The 19,758-nt window shown below is 69.0% G+C and carries 20 protein-coding genes and 1 pseudogene; 10 read left to right on the top strand and 11 right to left on the bottom strand.

From position 1 onward, the window contains the following. The 5 genes from B0I32_RS58635 to B0I32_RS54975 form a co-directional block, all read right to left on the bottom strand. On the bottom strand, nt 1–409 hold a 409-nt coding region (locus tag B0I32_RS58635), incomplete at its 3' end, for a hypothetical protein (RefSeq protein ID WP_181308907.1). A 430-nt stretch (nt 410–839) separates the two neighbouring features. Beyond that, the gene (locus B0I32_RS54990) at nt 840–1,826 is read right to left on the bottom strand and encodes a hypothetical protein (RefSeq protein ID WP_106253378.1); all 987 of its coding nucleotides are present in this window, start codon (nt 1,824–1,826) and stop codon (nt 840–842) included. Then, complete coding sequence (locus tag B0I32_RS61340; protein WP_281262698.1) at nt 1,819–1,944, bottom strand: hypothetical protein; 126 nt, start codon at nt 1,942–1,944, stop codon at nt 1,819–1,821. Before B0I32_RS61340 ends, B0I32_RS54990 begins: the two co-directional genes overlap by 8 nt. Before the next feature lie 862 nt (nt 1,945–2,806). After that, nucleotides 2,807–3,160, bottom strand: coding sequence for a M55 family metallopeptidase (locus tag B0I32_RS61335; RefSeq protein WP_219912539.1), 354 nt, complete (start codon nt 3,158–3,160; stop codon nt 2,807–2,809). After that, nucleotides 3,123–6,191, bottom strand: a complete 3,069-nt coding sequence (locus B0I32_RS54975) for an AfsR/SARP family transcriptional regulator (RefSeq protein ID WP_106253377.1) — start codon at nt 6,189–6,191, stop codon at nt 3,123–3,125. The genes B0I32_RS61335 and B0I32_RS54975 overlap by 38 nt, the downstream gene beginning before the upstream one ends. 114 nt (nt 6,192–6,305) lie before the next feature. On the opposite strand from B0I32_RS54975, the gene B0I32_RS54970 reads away from it, so the two are divergent. Genes B0I32_RS54970 through B0I32_RS58630 form a run of 3 tightly spaced genes read left to right on the top strand, consistent with a single transcriptional unit; the run spans nt 6,306 to nt 8,236 of the window. Further along, nucleotides 6,306–7,169, top strand: coding sequence for an NAD(P)-dependent oxidoreductase (locus B0I32_RS54970; protein ID WP_106253375.1), 864 nt, complete (start codon nt 6,306–6,308; stop codon nt 7,167–7,169). Continuing rightward, the gene (locus B0I32_RS54965; protein WP_106253374.1) at nt 7,166–8,041 is read left to right on the top strand and encodes an NAD(P)-dependent oxidoreductase; all 876 of its coding nucleotides are present in this window, start codon (nt 7,166–7,168) and stop codon (nt 8,039–8,041) included. The genes B0I32_RS54970 and B0I32_RS54965 overlap by 4 nt, the downstream gene beginning before the upstream one ends. Nucleotides 8,042–8,074: 33 nt before the next feature. After that, nucleotides 8,075–8,236 carry a hypothetical protein gene (locus B0I32_RS58630; protein WP_181308905.1) on the top strand — a complete coding sequence of 54 codons (162 nt, stop codon included), beginning with the start codon at nt 8,075–8,077 and terminating at the stop codon, nt 8,234–8,236. A gap of 80 nt (nt 8,237–8,316) precedes the next feature. Here the strand turns inward: B0I32_RS58630 and B0I32_RS57285 are convergent, their stop codons facing one another. Continuing rightward, the gene (locus tag B0I32_RS57285; protein WP_146178748.1) at nt 8,317–8,517 is read right to left on the bottom strand and encodes a hypothetical protein; all 201 of its coding nucleotides are present in this window, start codon (nt 8,515–8,517) and stop codon (nt 8,317–8,319) included. Nucleotides 8,518–8,760: 243 nt separating this feature from the next. Between B0I32_RS57285 and B0I32_RS54955 the strand changes: the two genes are divergently transcribed. Next, nucleotides 8,761–9,717 (top strand): sigma-70 family RNA polymerase sigma factor, encoded by a 957-nt coding sequence (locus B0I32_RS54955; protein WP_245956722.1) that lies wholly within the window; start codon nt 8,761–8,763, stop codon nt 9,715–9,717. Between the two features lie 2 nt (nt 9,718–9,719). Here the strand turns inward: B0I32_RS54955 and B0I32_RS54950 are convergent, their stop codons facing one another. Together B0I32_RS54950 and B0I32_RS54945 are read right to left on the bottom strand one after the other, a co-directional pair. Continuing rightward, nucleotides 9,720–10,286 (bottom strand): TIGR03086 family metal-binding protein, encoded by a 567-nt coding sequence (locus tag B0I32_RS54950; RefSeq protein WP_106253370.1) that lies wholly within the window; start codon nt 10,284–10,286, stop codon nt 9,720–9,722. A gap of 93 nt (nt 10,287–10,379) precedes the next feature. Next, on the bottom strand, nt 10,380–10,658 hold the full coding sequence (locus tag B0I32_RS54945; protein WP_106253369.1) for a hypothetical protein: 279 nt from the start codon (nt 10,656–10,658) through the stop codon (nt 10,380–10,382). 675 nt (nt 10,659–11,333) lie between these two features. Between B0I32_RS54945 and B0I32_RS54935 the strand changes: the two genes are divergently transcribed. Beyond that, complete coding sequence (locus B0I32_RS54935) at nt 11,334–11,516, top strand: alpha/beta hydrolase family protein (RefSeq protein WP_106253367.1); 183 nt, start codon at nt 11,334–11,336, stop codon at nt 11,514–11,516. A 133-nt stretch (nt 11,517–11,649) separates the two neighbouring features. Here the strand turns inward: B0I32_RS54935 and B0I32_RS54930 are convergent, their stop codons facing one another. Beyond that, nucleotides 11,650–12,531: an SAM-dependent methyltransferase gene (locus tag B0I32_RS54930; protein WP_181308903.1), complete on the bottom strand. Its 882-nt coding sequence runs from the start codon at nt 12,529–12,531 to the stop codon at nt 11,650–11,652. A gap of 1,262 nt (nt 12,532–13,793) precedes the next feature. Between B0I32_RS54930 and B0I32_RS54925 the strand changes: the two genes are divergently transcribed. From B0I32_RS54925 to B0I32_RS54915, 3 genes are read left to right on the top strand one after another with little or no spacing between them, the layout of a single operon-like run. Further along, complete coding sequence (locus B0I32_RS54925; protein WP_219912538.1) at nt 13,794–14,894, top strand: bifunctional DNA primase/polymerase; 1,101 nt, start codon at nt 13,794–13,796, stop codon at nt 14,892–14,894. Next, nucleotides 14,891–16,411: a DNA primase family protein gene (locus B0I32_RS54920; RefSeq protein WP_106253363.1), complete on the top strand. Its 1,521-nt coding sequence runs from the start codon at nt 14,891–14,893 to the stop codon at nt 16,409–16,411. The genes B0I32_RS54925 and B0I32_RS54920 overlap by 4 nt, the downstream gene beginning before the upstream one ends. Next, on the top strand, nt 16,408–16,812 hold the full coding sequence (locus tag B0I32_RS54915; protein WP_106253362.1) for a DUF6009 family protein: 405 nt from the start codon (nt 16,408–16,410) through the stop codon (nt 16,810–16,812). Before B0I32_RS54920 ends, B0I32_RS54915 begins: the two co-directional genes overlap by 4 nt. Nucleotides 16,813–16,860: 48 nt before the next feature. On the opposite strand, the gene B0I32_RS54910 is transcribed toward B0I32_RS54915, so the two are convergent. Next, nucleotides 16,861–17,301 (bottom strand): winged helix-turn-helix transcriptional regulator, encoded by a 441-nt coding sequence (locus B0I32_RS54910; RefSeq protein ID WP_181308900.1) that lies wholly within the window; start codon nt 17,299–17,301, stop codon nt 16,861–16,863. 498 nt (nt 17,302–17,799) lie between these two features. On the opposite strand from B0I32_RS54910, the gene B0I32_RS54905 reads away from it, so the two are divergent. Next, complete coding sequence (locus B0I32_RS54905; protein WP_245956721.1) at nt 17,800–18,699, top strand: isocitrate lyase/PEP mutase family protein; 900 nt, start codon at nt 17,800–17,802, stop codon at nt 18,697–18,699. 187 nt (nt 18,700–18,886) lie between these two features. Next, nucleotides 18,887–19,240, top strand: coding sequence for a VOC family protein (locus B0I32_RS54900; RefSeq protein ID WP_106253359.1), 354 nt, complete (start codon nt 18,887–18,889; stop codon nt 19,238–19,240). A 359-nt stretch (nt 19,241–19,599) separates the two neighbouring features. On the opposite strand, the pseudogene B0I32_RS54895 reads toward B0I32_RS54900, so the two are convergent. Continuing rightward, nucleotides 19,600–19,758, bottom strand: a pseudogene (locus tag B0I32_RS54895) (preprotein translocase subunit SecY); the annotation flags it as partial.

The following is a 19,758-nucleotide window of genomic DNA, read 5'->3' as shown; positions in this document are numbered from 1 at the left end:
CGAGGTCGGTGTCGGTGTCGAGGTCGGTGTCGGTGTCGGTGTCGAGATCGGTGTCGAGGTCGGTGTCGGTGTCGAGGTCGGTGTCGGTGTCGGTGTCGAGATCGGTGTCGAGGTCGGTGTCGAGATCGGTGTCGAGGTCGGTGTCGAGGTCGGGGCGGGCGCTGTCGGCCATTGTGTCGGCCGCGGTGGTGCTCCGGATCGGTGTGGGCGGACCGAGTTCCTCGATGAGGTCGGCGGGGTGCAGATCGAGACGGCGGGCAAGGTCGATGATGACCCGGGCGGGGAGGGCTGTCAGGCCGGGGACGTCGCCGGTGTGCAGATGGTACGGGTGGATTCCGAGCAGGTTGCCCAGTTCCCACAGCGACAGGCCGGCCTGCTCGACGCGTTGCTGGAACGCCTGACGTTTCATGAGGGTCGCCCCACGGGTGGGGAGGTCAGCTGGGCGATGAGGTCGCGGTCGGCGCCGTACTTGCAGGGGTCGCGGTGCAGCCAGGGCGGGTTGAGGTTGAGCCGGCCGCAGATGCGGATGGTCCGCTCGAGCAGGACGGCGGCCGGGCTGCGGGCAGGGGCGTGGTCGTTGAGGATGAGCGGCTCGTCGTCGGCGGCGTTCTGGCGGTGTCGCAGGGCCTGGTGGGCGGCGAGCAGGTGCCGGGCGTGCGGCGGGATGAGGATCGGGCCTTGGCAGGCCAGTTCACTGTCGGCGACGGTGAGCGTGGTGAGGGCGCCGTGGGGAGTGTAGAAGAGTTTGCCCTGCGGTGGTGGCGGGTGGCTGTGCGATGGGGGTGCGGCCAGTCGGGAAGCGTCGGCGGCGAGGTGGCCGTAGCGGAAGCAGCCGAAGTTTATGGGCGGCAGGTTTCAGATGTAGGGACAGCGCGGTGGCCGCTACGTGATCGGTGGGGGCCAGCGTGGTCAGGTCGCGGGCCCGGGCCGGGGTGAGGTCGCCGGGCAGCCGGGCGGCGGGGGCAGGGCCGAGGGTGGCCGGGGTCCAGCGCAGCAGGATGGCGTGCCGGAACAGCGCGGCCTGGGTGGCGCGTAACACGATGAGCGCTGCGGCCGGCTTCGGCGGTCGGCCCGAGGTGGGTGTCGCGCAGCCAGCCGATCAGGTCGGTGCTGATGTCGCTCAGCGGCGGGGAGGGCAGGGCGAGCCAGTCGTACAGGCGGGGGTCGCGCTCGGCCATCCAGGTGTGGACGCGGCCGATGGCGGCGCGGTAGAGCTCGTCGGCGCGGGCGAAGGCGCGCGGGGACAGGTGGCGGCGGCAGGCGGCGTGGAAGGTGGTGAAGTCGGCGGCCGGTAAGGCGGGCCACGGCTCGCGATGGTCGGGCTGGGCGGGTGGCGGGAGCGGCAGCACGTCGAACAGGTCCTGCGGGCGGATCACGTGATCGGGATGACCGGCGTCGACGATCAGCTTCATCGTCGGGCTGAGGTGCTCGTCTCCGCTCCAGATCAGCCACAACCACATGCCGAGCTCGTCGGCCGACGCGATCGGGTCGGCGATGCGGTCGGTGGGCAGGGTGTTGGCGCGGTCGATGAGCAGGTCGGTGATGTCGGTGGCGGTCAGCCAGGCGCGGGCCAGCTCCCATCCGGTGCCGCCGATCTTGTCGCGCCGGAGCCCTTCGGGGTTCTTGCCGAGCGCGGCCAGCACGTCCAGCACGAGGGTGACCTCATCGCCGCCACCCGGCGTGGGGCGGATGAGCAGGCGTCGGCAGGGCGTGTTCGTTCTGTGGAGCATGCCGAGGCGGTGCAGGTAGCGCTGCGTCGCCCGGATCTGATGCCGATCGTCGACGATGACGGGCTGCGGGTGGGGCCACAGGCGGCGGTCAGTCATCCAGGCCGCCGCCGAGCAGGGTGTAGGCGTTGGCCAGCACCGCGTCATCCAGCCGGTCGCGGCCAGCCTGGCGGCACAGCGCGGCGGCGGTGTGGGTGAAGGCCGCCCAGTCGCGCAAGGTGCCGTGGGCGTAGAAGTCGTTTGATGTCGAGCAGCAGCTTGTCGTCGGCGTCGGCGTCGGCGTAGATCGGAACGTAACAAGTCAGGTGCCCGCGAGTCCGGCGAATGACGATCGTCAGCGCGAGAGGCCCGCGAGTGCCGCGCGGGCGTAGGCGCCGGTGGCGACAACGACGGTCGATCAGGTGGCGTGGTCTCGGCGACGTCGCGCGGCGCGGATTTCGGCGTCGGCGACCTTGTCGTCCAGCAGCGCGTGCAGGGGTCGTGGTCATATCCAGCCGGAAATTCCCGCTACCGACTGTCTCCGCAGGCCAGCAGTTTCCGAGAAGGCCGTGTTTCCGGGGAGCCCTCGGCGTGAGGGCTCCTGGGAAAGAGGCCCAGAGCGCGGCGAACAGTCAGCTCAGCACTTCCGAGAACAGCGGCCGGACAGCAAGCGGAAATTTCGGCCGGCTATGACCAGCACCCGCTACCGGGACCCCATCAATTGCCGCCAAGACGCGCACTCACAGAACGTGACAGCGATTACTCAGGGATACTTTGGGGCCGGTGACACGGACCCGAGTGGGGACTCTCGTCGTCCGGGCATGGGGCCGCCATCCTGCGGCTCGGCGGTCGTCGAGGATGAAGCCCCTCCAGCGCGTGGCACGTCGGCGGCGTGCTCGCCGGGGCGCTGCCGGGCGGTCCATGCCTGGCGATCCTGGCGGCGGCGTGCGACGGCCAGGCCTGGGCGAGCATTGCACGGTCGCCGAAGCGCACGCGGCCAGTGACGGCCTGGCGGGTGCCCCAGACGATCAAGGGGACACGGAACACGGATCAAGGACGCCCAGCTCACGGACTCGCCATGTGACACCCGAACGCGGAACCTACAGCACACCGTAGGAGCCGGCCAGCAGGGGCGTTGATGCCGATCTCGCCGTGTGAGGCGCCGTTGATGCGCACGTCCAGGACTTGGCCTCGGCCATGGTGTGGGCGAGCACCGCGCGGCCGACGTCGGCGCGGGCGTGGTAGCCCACGAACATCGCCGCGTGGGCGTCGGCCTGCAGGCCCGCGAGCATGCCGAGTTCTCGGGGTTTGCCGCGGATCAGCCGGGCCCGCCGGTCCAGGTCCTCTAGAGCACTGCTCTTTAAAGTGGGCGCCAGTACGGAGGTGAGTCTGCTGCAGGTCTCGTCTGAGTGGTCCTCAACGAGTCCTGCCGGTCTCTGCGTCGAGCTCGCCATCCCCGTCGAGCGCATCGGTTGCGAACTCGGTGGCGAAAGCCTCCCCGTCCAGGACAGAACGGATCCTGGCGGTGATGCGGTCCACGTCGCCGCGTTCGGCCGGCGGCATCGGGGCTCCAGTGGATTCGCGAAGCCGGGCCGCCGTCCCCAGTAGGCGAGCGGCCCGTGCCGGCTCTCCTGCCAGCGCGTACGCACCCGCCAGCCCCTCCAGTGCGAGGGCGCGTGCCCGCGGATCGCCACTGGAACGTGCCACCTCCAGCCCTTCGCGGTGTAGCTCCAGCGCGGTACGGGCGTCACCGCGGCGCTCGGCCACGAAGCCGAGTTCGGCCAGCAGCAGAGCCGGGCCCGGGTCGAAGTCGCGCGCGCGATGCCAGGCGAGCAGCCTCCTCAGGCACGCTTCGGCCTCGTCGAGGCTGCCCTCCCTGCGGGCGCCGAGCGCGAGCCCGATCTCGGCATGGATCTCCCCGGCCGCGTATCCGTGCTCGGCCGCCATCTGCATGGCCTGCCCATGCAGCTCCTGCGCCGCCTGGAAGTCGCCGTTGAGCAGGGCGATCCGGCCGAGTCCGGTGAGCCGGTCGGCGGTCTCGGTCCAGAAGCCGAGCTCCTCGGCCAGCCGGTGACCGTCTCGGTGCAGCCGCGCAGCGCGCTCGTAGTCGCCGCTGGCCTCGGCCAGGGCCGCGAGCGGGTACGTCGTCTGCAGCAGCCCCCAGCGGTCGTCCAACTCCTCGAACAAGGTGTGGGCCGAGTCTCCGGACTCCCGGGCCGTTTCCAGGTCACCGTGCATGAATGCCTGCCGGGTCTGGACAGCGCGCGTGGCCGCGACTCCCCATCGGTCACCGGTGGCCTGGAAGCGGGCCATGGCCCGCGCCATGGACTCCTCGCTCCCGGCGAGGTCCTTGCCGCTGGTGAACAGGGCGTACCCGAGGAACCAGGTGGCCTGCGCGTCGTCGCTCTCGGGCGCGGCGGCCGGAGCCTCACCTCCGGTCAGGAGCGTGAAGCCGGCATGCCAGACAGCGGCCGCGTCGCGCAGTTCCGCCGGAACGCCGCCGGCCGACGCCAGCGTCTCTTCCAGCCACCGCCGGGCCTCGGTGAACCGGCCGCGCAACAGCCAGTACCAGGTCAGTGAGAGGGCCAGCCGCGTCGCACCGGTCGCGTCGGCCCGTCGCATGGCGCGCTGGAGCGCGGCACGCAGATTGGGGACCTCCTGGTCCAGGACGGTCAGCTGCGGCGACTGCTCGGGGCCGCGCAGGTCGGCCCGCTCAGCCAGTCCGGCATAGTACGCGCCGTGCCGGATCTCGATGAGTTCGGTCTCGCCCGCCTCGGCCAGCCGTTCGAGGGCATAGGCGCCGACCGACTCGGGCAGGTGGTAGCGCGGGCCGTCGGTGACGGTGACCAGCGAGTGGTCGACCAGCCGTACGAGCGGGTCGAGGACGTCCAAATCCGGGCCGGCCACCGCCTCGGCGGCCGCGGGCGTGCAGCCGCCGGAGAAGACGGCCAGGCGGCGCAGGACCCGGCGGTCGTCCTCGCCCAGCAGGTCCCAGCTCCAGTCGATCACAGCGCGCAGGCTCCGCTGGCGGGGCGGCAGGGCGCGCGGGCCGGTCGCCAGCAGCCGGAATCGGTCGTCCAGCCGGGCGGCCACCCCCCGTACGCCGAACGCCCGCACCCGGGTGGCGGCCAACTCCAGGGCGAGCGGGACACGGTCGAGGCGGCGGCAGATGGACGCCACGGACTGCGGGTCCAGGGCCGCCCCGGTCGCGAGCGCCTGCGCGCGGGTCGTGAACAGGAGCTCGGCGTCGTCCTGCGACAGCGGCGGCACCGTCCACACCGCCTCTCCGGCCAATCCGAGCGGCTCCCTGCTGGTGGCCAGGACCCGCAGGTCCGGAGCGGCGCGCAGCAGCCGGCGTACGAGATCGGCCGCCGAGTCGATCACTGGCTCGCAGTTGTCGAGCACCAGCAGCAGCCGGCGGGACCGCAGCAGGTCCTCCAGCCGCACTGCCGCGTCCTCGCGCACGCCCAGGACCGCACTCACCTGCTCCTCCGCGCCGACCGCGCTGGTCAGCCCCACGATGCGCACCTCGCCGAGCCGACCATCGCCTTCTTCGCGTCTGGCCACCTCCTCCGCCAGCCGGGTCTTGCCCACGCCGCCGAGCCCGGTCAAGGTCACCAGCCGGTTCCCGGCCAGCAGCTCGCGTACCGCGGCCACAGCCATGTCGCGCCCGACGAGCTCGGCCAGCGGCGCCGGTGTGGCGCGGGCCGGCGTGGTCGCCGGAGGCCGGGTCGGGCTCAGCGCCGGATCGTGGACCAGGATCGCCTGATGGAGGGCGGTCAGCTCAGGGCCGGGATCGGCGCCGAGCTCGTCGGCCAGCCGCTCCCGCAGCTCTGCGTAAGCGGCCAGTGCCTCGGCCGGCCGCCCCGCCTGGTACAACGCACGGAGCTGCACCGCGCGCAGCCGTTCGCGCAGCGGGTGGAGCGCCACCAGCTCTCCCAGCTCTCCCAGCAGGTCGAGGTGTCGCCCCAGCTCCAGCCGGGCCTCGGCCAGCGTCTCCAGCGCGATCAGCCGCTGCTCCCGCAGCCGGGTTGCGGCGGCGGCGACGAACTCGGCGTCGGCCAGGTCGGCGAACGCCTCTCCGCGCCACAACGTCAGCGCGTCCGCCAGCAGATCCGCGCGGGCGCGCGGATCGTCGCTCGCGTATGCGGCGGCCGTCAGCTGAGCGAAGCGCCCGGCGTCCACGTCATCAGGCCCGGCCCGGAGCGCGTATCCCGGCGCCTGGGACACCACCAGCGCCTCGGCCCCGGGTTCGGCCCGGCCCAGCGCGCCGCGCAACCGGGAGACCTTGGTCTGCAGCGCTCCGGACGGATCGCCCGGCAGGCGTTCGCCCCACAGGTCGTCCACCAGCCGGTCGGCCGCCACCGGCCGCCCGGCATGGACGAGCAGGTCCGCCAGCAGAGCGCGGACCTTGGCCTCCGCGATCGCGACCGGCCGCCCATCGGACGTGGTGACGGCCAGCGGCCCCAGATACGCGAAGTACATGCCGCAACGCTACCCAGCGGCCGACAGAAGATCGACAGCACCCCGACAGAGCCCCGGCAACGCCGTCGCGCAGAGTGATCACCGACAGCAGGACAACAGGCAAGGAGTTCTCGCATGAACGTATCGGTGATCGGACTGGGGCAGATGGGCACCCGGCTGGCTCAGGCGTTCCTGGCCGCCGGATATCAGACGGTGGTGTGGAACAGGACGCGGGCCAAGGCGGACGCGCTGGCCGCGCAGGGGGCGACGGCCGCGGCGACGATCGCGGAGGCGGCCGCCGCCCCACTGGTGGTCGTGTGCCTGACGTCCTACGGCGCCGTCCGCGAAGTGCTGGATCCCGTACGGGAGGAGTTGCGCGGCAAGACCGTGGTGAACCTCACCTCCGGCACGCCCGAAACCGCCCGCGAGATGTCCGCCTGGCTGAGCGGTCACGGCGCAGGCTACCTGGACGGCGCGGCGATGAGCGGCACGCAGCTGGTCGGCCGGCCCGAGGCGCTGTTCGTGCTGAGCGGTGACGCCGGCGCCTTCGCCGCGCACCGGGCGGCGCTGGCGAGCCTGGGCAACGTCGTGCACCTCGGCGCGGATCCGGGGCTGGCCTCGGTGTACGACGGTGCCCTGTTCGGCCTGGCGTGGGGAGCGCTGGCGGGCTTCTACCACGCGGTGGCCCTGGTCGCCGCGGAAGGCGTCGCCCCCACCGCGTTCGCGCAGGCGGCGGCGGGCCACATGCCGTTCGTGACCTCGCTCCTGACCGAGCACGCCCGCCAGATCGAGGAGGGCCGCTATCCGGACGACGACGGCACGGTGAACGTGCACGCCGCCGCGATGGACCACCTCGTCCACGCCAGCGCCGCCGCCGGCGTGCGCACGGACATACCGGAGCTGTTCAGGGGGCTGCTGGAGCTGGCCGTCATCGGCGGCCACGGCGCGGACGGCATCGCGAGCACCGCCCAGGCCCTGTCCAAGGAAGGTGCGGCGTGACTGAGCGCGACGCGCCGCGCGTAACGGTCCTCGGCCTGGGCCGGATGGGTACGGCCATCGCCCGCGCCTTCCTGGCCGCCGGCTACCGCACCACCGTGTGGAACCGCACCGGCGCCAAGGCCGATGTCCTGACCGCCGAGGGAGCCGTACCCGCCGACGACGTGACCGCCGCCGTCGAGGCCGGCCCCCTGCTGATCGTGCCACTGCTCGACCCTGGCGCGATACGGCAGGCTCTGGAGCCCGCCGCGCCCTCCCTGGCCGGTCGTACAGTGGTCGGCCTCGCCAATGGCACCCCCCAGCAGGCCGGCGACCTGGCCGCCTGGGCGGCGGGGTACGACGCCGACTACCTGGACGGCGCCATGATGGCCCTGCCGCACACGGTCGCCACGCCGGAGGCGTTCTTCTTCTACAGCGGGCCGGAGCGCGCGTATGCCGAGCATCGCACGGCGCTGGAGGTGATGGCCATCGCCCATCACGTGGGCGCCGACCCGGCCGCGGCGGAGATCCACAGCCTGGCGGTCCTCGGCACCGGGTACGCCGCGCTCACCGGATTTCTGCACGCCGCCGCGCTGCTGGAGACCTTTGGCACCGATCCCGAGACGCTGGCGCCGGCGGCGGCCGCCTGGCTGCGGGGCATGGCGGCGTTCCTGCCCGAGCTGGCCGGGCAGGCGGGATCGGGCCGGTACGGAGACGCGGCCTCGACCATCGACCTGAATAGGCCCGCAGTGGACGCCCTGATCGCTCTCAGCGGCGAGCGCGGCGTCGACCCAGCCCTGCACCGGCCGCTGAAGGAACTGCTCGACCGGCGATCGGCCGACGGGCATGGCGACGACAGCTTCGCCGCCGTATACGAACTGCTCAGGGTTCGATGAGGGCGCAGGACGGGAATGCGCGTGAGGCGCCCGATGACCACCACGTCGTCCTCCGAGATGACGGCCTCGATGGGCTCGTCGGGCAGCGACACGCCGGGGCGGCCGTCGACGTCCGTCATGAGCTGGAGGACGGTGATCATGACCGGCGTGGTACTGACACAACTCCCCACGTATCCGGTTGCGTTGATCATCTGACTTGACCGCTGCCGATATCCACGGGGCCCCCGCCGTGCTCGGCGAGGGCGCCCTGGCATGCCTGGAGGCCCCCATGCCGGTCAGGTTTCCTCACCCCAGAGCAACGCAGCCGATACGGTGTCTTCACCGCCGTCTGGGCCGGTGGTGTGCGGGGTCGGCTGTCGCCCGATCAGGGCGGGAAAGCCGTCCCGGGGACGCCAGAAGTTGCGGATGTACTTCTCCGAGCGACCCACCTTGGCCGCCCAGTTAGCCAGAGTGATGCCCTCGGTACCGCTCTTCATCGAGACTCTCCGTCCACCTGTCAGATCACACTCTGCTACTGACGTTAATGTCGCGGCGCACTGACACTCTCCTGTCGCTCAACACTGGGGCCGCCGACGGAATTGGCCGTCCCCGCCCTCTGCCCTTGCTTGCCGCCTGCGCAGCAGTCTTGACCGCTCGGCAGCGATTCCTTTTGCCTCCCTGGATGGTCCTCATTGGTGCGGCTCAGCGAGAGTCGACACAGTGGGCGGGAGAGGACCATAGTGAGCACGATCGAGGAGTTCGCCACGCTCGCGGAGCCATACCGTCGCGAGCTGCTGGCGCACTGTTACCGCATGGTGGGCTCGGTGGACGAGGCTGAAGACCTGGTGCAGGAGACCTACCTGCGCGCCTGGCGCGGCTTTGAGAAATTCGAAGGCCGCTCGTCCATACGCACCTGGCTCTACACAATCGCCACCAACGCCTGCCTGAACGAGCGGAATCAACGCAGCCGGCGTCCTCTGCCCTCCGGCCTCGGGCCAGCGAGTGACGACCCCGCTGCCTCGCTCGAAGCGGCAAGCGGAAACGTGCTCTGGTTGCAGCCAATCCCCGACATAATGGTCACGTCCGGCCCAGGCGATCCCGCCTCCATTGTCACCTCGCGGGAACAACTGCGCCTCGCGCTGATTGCCAGCCTCCAGAAGCTGACGCCGCGGCAGCGGGCGGTCTACCTGCTGCGCGAGGTGCTGGAATTTCCTGCCGCGAACGTGGCGGTCATGCTGGAAACCTCCGTGGCCGCGGTCAAGAGCACGTTGCAGCGCGCTCGCGCGGCCCTGGCCAATGTCGACACCGCACAGGAGGACCTCGCCGAGCGGGATATCCAGGACCTCTTGGAGCAGTACATGAACGCCTTCGAGAAGGCGGATCTGGAGGCTCTGGAGCGGGCCTTGCGCCAAGACGCCGCGCTGGAGATGGTTGGCTCCTCCACTTGGTTCTCCGGGATGGATACCTGCCTGCGTTACCTCGCCTGCGTAGTGGGCTCTCCCGGAACCTGGCGAATGCTTCCCGTCCGCGCCAACGGGCAACCCGCCGCGGCCGCCTACCTACGCCGTGACGATGGCACCTACGAGGCATTCGGCCTTGCTGTTCTCACCGTCACCTCGGGCGGCATCAGTCGAATCACCGTATTCGGCAAGGAGAATCTGCTTCCTTGGTTCGACGTACCAAGCGCTCTGTCATGATGTCATGACGAGACACTTCGCCCCAACCGTGCGATAAGTCGGTCGCCCGGGCCGGCTCCATCGGGTACAGGTAAGGGCGGGCCATGCTGCAAGTGGCTGGTACGGGTGGTCAAGACCAGAGGCAGGAGCTCTAGGACCCCGGCGGCCAGCGGCGGCGGAACGGGCCGGTCGCGCCTACAGGACCAGGCGATGTCCCAGGCGTGGACGGTGACCTCCACCGTGCCCACGGCGAGGAGGAGACCCCGGGGCAAGTAACGATCACCGATCGCGATAGGACTGTCCGGGCGCCCGCTCGTTGCGGCCACGACCCGCACCCTGCGCGTGCAGGCGTGGAAAAAGGCAATGGGGTCGTCTCCCTCCTGAATGACCGGCTCCCAGCCGATCACCGCTGCGGTGAGGCCCTGGTAGAGGAGTTCAAGGGAGTCGTTCAGGTGCCACAGCAGCGCCTCGACATCTCCACCCGCGCAGGACGTCGGCTTCGGCAGGTCCTGCGACCGCACAGGGGTCACGCATTCATAGGCGTAGTCGATGGCCGCGCCCAGCAGCCGGATAGCGTAGTCGATCGGCATATCAATACAGACCTTGTGACGAACAAAAGGAATCGCACACATCAAGGTGTTCTCGACCGTAGTGAGTGAACCGCACCACCGCTCCCCTGGTCGTCACGTGGAAGCCAGGAGGTCGTGGGTCGTCGTCTTCTGGCTGGTGAGGATCTTGAACAGCTCGCAGGCGATGGAGCGTCTGAGACCGCGGATGATCTCTTCGTGGGTGTGCCTTCGGTAGTGCGGCGTGTGTGCATGGCGGGCGAAGGCATCCCGGTCGAGGCTGCCTTCCGCGTCCTGAAGGTGCCGGTGTCCGGCTACTACACCTGGCAGGATCGGCCGCCCTCGCCGCAGGCCATCCGGCACGCCTGGCTGACCGATCTGATCCGGCAAATCCACCAGGACTCACACAGCATTAGGGCCGCGCCGGGTGCGCGCCGAACCGACCCTTGGCCACCAGGTCAAGGTCAGCCACGGCGCCGTGGAACGGCTCATGCGCCGGGCCGGGCTGGAAAGCCTCAGCAGCCGGCCCACGTGGCGGCGCGCCAAGCCCGCCCAGCGGCAGAGTAGAAAGAGGGACTACGCCAAGGGGCAAAACGCTCGCGACGTCGACCCCGGCGAAGACGGGGACGGGCGACGGAGGGTGCGGCACCGGCACAGGTTCCCGTTGAAGGCGGCCAAGCTTGATGGCTCACGGGGGCGGGCTGAGCAGCAAGGTGCCGGCCGACCGGCGATGCCGTCCGTTGTCCTTCGTCCTCATTGCCGGTCAGGCTGGAGACGGCCCGCAGTTCCGCCTGGTGCTGGAGCGATGTGAATGGTGGCTTCGTAGCGGACGGCGAGCTTGTCGCACCGGGTGGCGATGCCGCGGTGCCGTTTGAGCCGGTTAATGCCGCACTCGACGGCGGAGCGGGCGCGGTAGCCGACAGGGTCGAAGACTGGAGGCCGACCACTGCGGATCCCGCCGGGGCGCCGATCCGGTCAGCTGGCTCGGGGAAGTGCAGCGGATCCCCCGTGCGCGGAGGTGCTGCCGGATCGGGCGCGAGGAGTAGGCCGTATCGGCGCGGCAGCACCGAGATGGTCGTCGATGACAGCTACAGGCTCGCCGAACTCGCCGAAAAGCAGGGCGCGGAGGTCAAGCTAGAGACCTTCGAAGGCCAGCAGCACACCTGGCACATGGGCGCCGGACGCGCCCCGGCCGCCGACGAGGCGATCAAGAAGCTGGCCGAATGGGTACGCCCCAAGCTCGGCCTCGCCTGACGCCAGCCACTTGAAAGTCCCTGGGCGGCCGTCTTCACCAGCCGAGATGCCCGCCCAGGCACCTCCCCTCCACCAGAAACCATCCACCCCACACGACCGCGCGGGCCACCGCTCGGCGGGGAGTCACCCACAGTCATAGTGGACGCAGCCGAACGATGCCCCCTACATACTTCACGCTCCTCGATCGCTCACCCGGCGGAGGGGGGTCCTCGATCCACCGGCTCACCTCAGTCACGCCCGGGGCGATGATCTCCCACCGGTCATTGAGGAGACCTCGGATCTGCTCGGAGGAGCGCAGCGTCACGCGGGCCGACGTGCCTGCGTATACCTCCTCGATCGCCATGATTTGACGACGGTCGAGGCCGTCGGAGCTGAGGTGGGAGTGCACCATCACGCTTCCCTCGGGCAGGGCTGCGGCGAGTTGGGCCAGGATGGCGGCGGGATCGTCGGCCTCCTCCACGAAGGGGAACACGTCCGCGGCCAGCACCGCCATCGGCTCGTTCCGGCGGAGCATCGACGCGACATACGGATCGCCGAGGATCTTACCTGGGTCGCGTATGTCCGCCTCGATCATCGTGGTGGCCTCCCCAATATCGAGTAGCGCCCGCCCGTGGATGGCGACCATGGGGTCGTTGTCCACGTACGCGACGCGCGCCCGCGGTGTCAGGCGCGCCGCGATCTCGTAGATGTTCTGGTCGGCGGGAAGCCCGCAGCCGAGGTCCAGGAAGAGGCTGACTCCTCGCGTGGTCAGGTACTCTACCGCCCACGTCAGGAACTCCCTGTTGTCACGGACCGACTTTTTCAGATCGGGTGCCTGTTTGAGCAAGGCCGTGGCGGCCGCGCGATCCACCGCGAAATTGTCCTGGCCGTTCCGGAGATAGTCGTAGACGCGCGCGACGCCAGCCTTGGTGAAATCGAGCCGGCGCGGAACGGCAGGGGCAGGCGGATCAGGGTTGAAGCCGGCCTTCGATCCTGATTGGGCGGCTGACGTCGCGAAGATCGATAGGTCTTTCACGGCGATCGTGTCTCCGTTGCATGATGTGCGATTCTGGTGCGGTAACGCTGATAGAGCGCACCTCGCTCGGTCGTTTGAGCTCGAGAAGCCATCACCCGCCTGCGCTCACGGCGGGCCCTTTCGGGCTCGACACGGATGACCCGGCCCTCGCTATGGAGACCGCCCACGATCGGCAAAAGAATCGGGGCGGCTCCGTAGCGGCGCGACCGATCGCTTCAACGGCGGACCGGCCGCGATTCCACGGACGAGCGCTGGCTCTTCCCATGGAATGTGTAGGTCACGCCACCGATGCCTTTCCGCCCCGGCTGTGGTCTCTATCTGTGAGGATGCCCGCCAATCGACGTTTGCAAGGGATGGAGGACGGCAATGCGACAGCGATCTACGGTCGCGCGAGAAGACATGAAGCCCCGTGTTGTCGAGCACGGTCGAAGCCGCGTCGGCCACCTGTCCACGCCTCCCTCCGATCGGCTCCGTTCCGGAAGGGAGAGGATGAGTACCTAGATCGTTCACCCGGCGGGCGCTGTCCCAGCCTTGCCGGAGGTACCCCAGCCTCCCGTTGACGCGCGGAACAGGCCACCGCCGACAGCATCCGATCGTCTTCTACGCGACGGCACAGCGACTGAAGCGACTGAAGTTGCCGAAAAGAGGCGCCGATCGTGCGCTTTGGCGTGCCATCGCAACGCCAATGTCGGATTTCAGTCGCTTCGGTCGCTGTTTTCCCAAAGATGAGCCCGGTGAGCCGCACCTTTCCCCGGCCGTTCCGGGCAGCACTCACGTTCGCCGACCGAAAGCAGCGGCCCGGTCTCGGACCGCAACGCGAGCCCGCAACCCCATCGCTGAATCGCTGTCGCTGAGTAGCTGCTGAAGGGGCAGGTCAGCACCCGACGGGACACCGGGAGAGACTGAAGCGACGCGACTTCAGCAGAACCTTCCGTTCCCACCGCCTTCCCAGAATCGTCGATGGCCGGCTTTGGTCGCTTCAGTCGCTCGTGACACGGCAGAATGCCCCTTGAGCTAGGACTGATCTCCCGAAGGGAAGCAGCGACAGGAGCGCTCCAGGGTGAACGGTTTCTTGAGTCGCTGCCGCGGGCCATCCCGACGAACCGCCCTCCGAGGTGGGCCGTCGGATAGGCTTTGACGCCAGACGAAACTTCAGTCGCTTCAGTCGCTACGGTCACTTCGCAGGGAAGCGGGCCAGCCATCAGGGCGATGTTCCTCGGACAGCGACTCAGCCGACATCAGCAGAGGCAGGGAAGGAAGACGTGACGCTGCATTCCGATTACCACGGTCACCACGCGGCGCCCCCTCTCCCCCGCCCGCTGGCCATCGCGCTATGGTGCGCCGGTCAGTCATGGCCGGTGCATCCGCTACGGCCGGGCGCGAAGACACCTGTGGCTAACTGCTCGTCGTGCGGCGAGCGGGGTCACACGACACAGGGGTGCCCCTGCCTGAAGCAGGGCCGCTGGTGTCACGGATTCCTCGCGGCCACGCTCGATGAAGAACTCATCACCTCGTGGTGGACCCACACCCCGGGCTTCGGGGTGGGGGTGGCCTGCGGGCCGGCCCGCCTGGTTGTGATCGACATCGACGCCCATCTCACTCCTGTCCCCGAGCGTGGGCGCCTCTTGCCCGGCATCAGCATCGATCCCCGGGTCGACCTGTCCGGGTTGGCCAACGGATTCCACACCCTCGCTCTCCTCGCCGCGCTGCGCGACGAGCCGAGTCCCGCCGACGACGAATCCACCCTGCGGGTCCGCACCCCCTCGGGAGGGATGCACGTGTGGTACCGGGCGGCTCCAGGCGAAACCTACCTGTGCTCCACCGGGTCGGGATCCGGTCGCGGGCTGGCCTGGCAGGTCGATGTGCGCGCTGCGGGCGGATACATCATCGCGCCAGGCACACGTACGAAGGACGGCTCCTACATCACCGTCGGCGCGTGTCCAGAGCCCGCTCCCCTGCCCGCATGGCTGCGCCGCGAACTGGTCAGGACGGGGCACCTGGTCTCCCGAGAGGCCGCGCCGCAGACACCTGCCGTGCCACCACGCGCCCGCCTGGCCGTATTGGAGGCCGCCGGCGGCGCGGGCACCGTGGGTGACCGTACGTTACGACGCCTCATCGCGGATGTGGAGGCCTGTCACCTGGTGCCGGAAGGCGCCGGCTTCAGCGCGAAGCTCAACCGGGCCGCCTACACGGCCGGCGGGCTCGTCGCCGCGGGCTATCTCACGCACGACGCCGCTCTCGCCGTGCTCATTCGGGCCGCGCAGCACGCCCGCCCCGGCCAGGAACGACGATTCGAGCGCATCATCGGCTCCGGCCTGGCCGCGGGGCAGCGTCGCCCGTTCCATCCCCAGGACCGGCTATGAGCCCGCCCGAAGACCGGGACTCGTTCGTTCCGGTCGCCACCGCCCAGCAGATCCTCGACCTGTCCGAGGCGGCGGGTCTCGAGCCGCTTCCTCCCGACCGCCGAGATCAGCCTGCCCGCGTCGGCGGTGAGGGACTCCTGCCTGACAGCCTGACCGATCGGGGCAACGCCAAGCTGTTCGTGCATCTCTATGGACGCGACTTCCGGTACGTCCCTGGGATGGGCTGGTTCCGTTGGGCACACCATCGGTGGGTGCTCGACGAGAGCGACGCCGTCATGTGGGCCGCCGGCGAGATGGCGGAGCAGCTCGCCGTCTTCGATCCCCAAGGCCGATACAGTGCCGCCGAGTTGCGGCGACATCGCCGGCGCGCGCTGTCCACCACGGGGATGACCGCGCTGCTGGCGCAGGCCAAGGCCGCTCCAGGTATGGTCCTGGAGCCGTCCCGGCTCGACGCCGATCCCTATGCGCTGTGCACCCCGGCGGGGGTCGTGGACCTGCGCACTGGTGTCCTCTCGCCTCCAGATCCACTCCAGCAGGCGCACTCGCGTTCCACCACGGTCTCTCCCCGGCGAATGGTCACGCCCCGGTGGCAGCGATTCCTCGAGGACACCTTCGGCAGCGACGAAGAAGGACGCCAGACGATCGACTTCCTGCACGTACTCCTGGGCTACTCGATCACCGGCGATGTCGGCGCCCAGGTGATGCCCTTCCTGTACGGGCAGGGCAAGAACGGCAAGTCCGTGCTGGTCGAGGTGATGCTGCAGCTGCTGGGCGATTACGCGGACGCGGCGCCGCCTGGCTTCTTGATGGCCAGGACCTTCGACAGCCATCCGACCGAGCTGGCGGAACTGCACGGCCGGCGCGTCATCGTGTGTTCGGAACTCAAGCCCGGCGACCGCTTCGACGAGGCCCGGGTCAAGCTCCTCACAGGCGGCGACAAAATCAAGGCCCGCCGGATGCGCCAGGACTTCTTCAGCTTCAATCCCACGCACCACCTCTGGCTGCTCGGCAACCATCGTCCGGAGGTGACGACCGGCGGATTCGCCTTCTGGCGCAGGCTTCGGTTGATCCCGTTCGAGCGGGTGGTCGCCGAAGACCGCAAGATCGACAACCTCGCGCGCATCCTCGTCCAGGAAGAGGGGGCGGGCATCCTGGCCTTGTTGATCGAAGGCGCCGGCCGCTACCTGCGGGGCGAGAAGGACCTGTCGGGACCGGCACGCGTACAGCTTGCAACCGACGCCTACGAGGCGACGGAGGATGTCGTCGGCCGATTCATCGTCGAGGCGTGCAAGCTCGATCCGACTCTACGGGCCGAGCAAGCGAGCCTCTATAGCGCTTACACTCGTTGGTGTGGTCACGAAGGAGCCACCCCCGTTTCGGCTCGCGCCTTCGCAGCACGCGTGCGCGACACCTTGGGGATGGCTTCTCCGCGAGAGATGCTCCTGTCGAACTCTCGCAAGTTCTACCCAGGGCTTGGCTTGATCTCCGATCTTGACGGTGAGGGGTTGCAGCGGTGAGCGCTTCGATCACACCCGATGACCTCACGCACGAAATCGAGCTGGTGTGGCTCGAGGACATCCAGGACCTCGACTACATCCGCCAATGCCTCGACCGGCTGCCGACCCGTAGGCGCAAACCGGCCTACTACCGCAACGGCAGGATGGTGGGCTACGCGATCCTGGGCTCGACCGCCAAAGGGTCGCCTATCTCGGGGACCTTTCTTCGACGTGTGTTCTGGCTGGCACCGCATGACCGCGACCAGCACCCGCACGGCTTCTACAGCACAGGAGCGCCTGTCGAAGCGATCGACCCACGAACTCTGGCGCCGCGCGTGCCCGGCAGGAAGACCGAACGCTCAGAAGGTGGTCCGCCCTCCCCCGCCATGGTCGAGCTCGGAATCACCCTCGACAAGGCATGACGCAACCCACCGGATCTCATCCTCGCCGATCGACCGACCTCAGGGCGCCTACTCGGCAAGCTGTGGTGATCGCAGCCGGACCTGAACATCCCCCAAGGCGACGTCGTCACCGCAGGCGGCACACCGGATCTCATGCTCGATCTCCGTATCGCACTGATGATGCACGAACTCCACCGGTCCCGGGCCGGTCCACTGATCACCCCATCGCGTCAGCGCGACCAGGACGGGCTTCAGTGCCTGGCCCATCTCGGTCAGCAGGTATTCCTGGTGAGTCGGCCGGGACTCAAGGGCCTGGGTACGGAAGATCCCGGCCTCGACCAGAGTGTTGAGGCGCTTGGCCAGAATGTTCGGCGCGATCTCGAGGCTGCTCTGGAACTGGGAGTAGCGGGTGAAATGCCGAAAGAGCGCGTCGCGCATGATCAACAGGCTCCAGCGTTCGCCGACCAACTCCAGCGCACGCGCTGCCGCGCAGTCCTGACCTTCGTACATCCGCCCCAGCATGCGTCTCCCGTTCTTGCATGGCAACAGCGCTATAGCTAGCATCACGCTATCATCTCGTTTGAGGCGAGTGCCGCCGACCCGGTCACCCGGCCATCGCACACCACACCACACGACAAGGACCCCTTTCCATGAGCAGCCAGCAGGCGTCATCGAGCCGACGCCTGGCGAGCCGATCCGTGATGCACGGTGCGAAGCTGCTCATCATCGGCGTACCGGACCTGATCACCGCCGGCTCGCGGGCCCCCGTCCTCGCAGATGAGCGCGTCCATGATCGCTTATGCTTCGCAGACGCCGACCATCAGGTTCGGCGAGCCGACCATCGATCGGTGTGCTCGTCCCGTTCATCCTAGGAGATGCCGCGGTGGCGGAGACGAGCCGGCTCCGGCGCTGTTCTCGTCGCCCGCACACCCATCCTCGTGGCGCCGCCGTGACCGCGCGCCGCGACCGCCGATCCCCTACGCGTCCACCCCCGAGAGGAAGAACGAGATGAGCGATTCGCTCAGCAGGAACACCAGCGTTGAAGGCTCCCCCACCGTCCCGATCGTCTCGGACGCCCGGCAAGGGCTTTCGAGCATAGCCGGCACCACCGGAGCCGCCGACCAGCGCGCTGCGACCACGCCGGCGCCGGATAAGGCCACGATGTTGCGCGCACTGCACGTGATGGGCGCACCCGTGGTGATCCCCAACGCGTGGGACGCCGCCTCAGCCCGGATGGTGGAGGCCGCGGGCTTCTCCGCGGTAGCCACGAGCAGCGCCGCGACCTCCCAGGTCCTCGGCTTCGAGGACGGGGAGGCGGCTCCGGTACAGGACATCCTGGACGCGGCGCGGCGGATGGTGCAGGCGGTGCGGGTGCCGGTGACCGTGGACTTCGAACGCGGATACGGGCTGGAGCCGACCGAGCTGGTCGAGCGATTCGCCGCGACCGGAGCGGTAGGACTCAACCTGGAGGACTCAGACCCGGCCAGCGGGCAGCTGCTGAGCGTCGACGAGCAGGCGGAGTTCCTTGCTGCCGTCCGCCAGGCAGCTCGGTCCTCCAACGTGGACCTGGTCATCAACGCGCGTACGGATGCGTTCCTGCGCCGCGTGGGAACCCCGGAGGAACAGCTGGCCACCACCCTGGAGCGCGGCAAGCGCTATCTCGAGGCCGGCGCGGACTGCGTCTATCCACTTGGCGTGGGCGACCCTTCCCTGATCAGGACTCTTGTCGGAGGTATACCCGGCCCTCTCAACGTGGCCTACGGCCGCGGCGCCCATTCCCTGGCCGACCTCGCCTCTTTCGGCGTGGCCAGGATCACCTTCGGTCCCATGTTCCAACGGCACCTCTACAGCATGCTCGAATCCACCCTCCTTCCCGCGCTCGCTGCCAACGACAATCCCTTCGCGTAGTGGCATGACCTGCTGACACCTCTGCACGTATGCCCCCATATAGGGAAACATGCTGACCTTGCGTCAAGGCCGCGGTGGTGCAGGGCCGCCTCAGCCATCGGACGGGACCGATCGTCCGTCTGGGTGCATCACAGCGCTCCCCTTGCGAGGGCGCCGTGAGGAGATCAACCACAAGGAGACCACAAAGATGACCACGTTGAGGCCCGGCAGCATCCTGCTTGGCACCACCCGGCCCGCGGAACTGCGTGACTGGTACCGCAAGGCGCTCACACCGGAACAAGAGGGCGAAGGGGCAATCGATCTCGGCGGCTTCCTGCTGGTCATCGACCAGCGCGACGACGTCGACACGAAGAACAACGAGCCGGGCCGGATGATCCTCAACTTTCACGTCGACGACTTCGACGCCATTGAAGCGCAACTGCGGGCAGCCGGCGTGAACTGGCTCGGCCCCATCGAGGACCGTCCTATCGGTCGCTTTGGGACGTTCGTGGACCCCGACGGGAATTACCTCCAGATCATCCAGCTCAGGCAGGAGGTGTAACTCTCGAGCGTTACCCACGCGAAACGCTGTCCAACCGGCGCCTCCGGGCGCTCCCTGGCGCGCCGATCCGCGGAGCGTCCGCAGACCGCGTTGACGCGCGGCGAGCACCGGCCGGACCGTCCACCGCCCACGACCTTACCGAGCCACCTGCAGCTCACGCTGTTCACCATCAGCACGCCATGATCCTGATCGAGCGCGCCTCCCACCGGTCGGTAATGAGTTGTCCGGCAGGTCACCGGGTATCCGTCCTTCAGCCCCGGCCACCTCCAGCGACACCGCCGCAGCGCCAGGACGTCCACAACGCCAGCGGCATCCAATGGACCGGCGGCAACGAAAGAGGCAGGAAGGCGGGCACGACCCTACCGCAGGAAACCTTCGTAGTTACGCTGCTGCAGCTGGCTCTCGATCTGCTTCACCGTGTCCAGGCCGACGCCTACCATGATCAGAATGCTCGTCCCTCCGAACGGGAAGTTCTGGCTCGCACCGGCCACCGCCAGCGCGACGATCGGGACCATGGA

This window comes from Nonomuraea fuscirosea (genome assembly GCF_003001935.1).
Classification (GTDB): domain Bacteria; phylum Actinomycetota; class Actinomycetes; order Streptosporangiales; family Streptosporangiaceae; genus Nonomuraea; species Nonomuraea fuscirosea.
The sequence above is the reverse complement of the archived record's forward strand: the minus strand, read 5'-3'. Positions and strand labels throughout refer to the sequence as shown.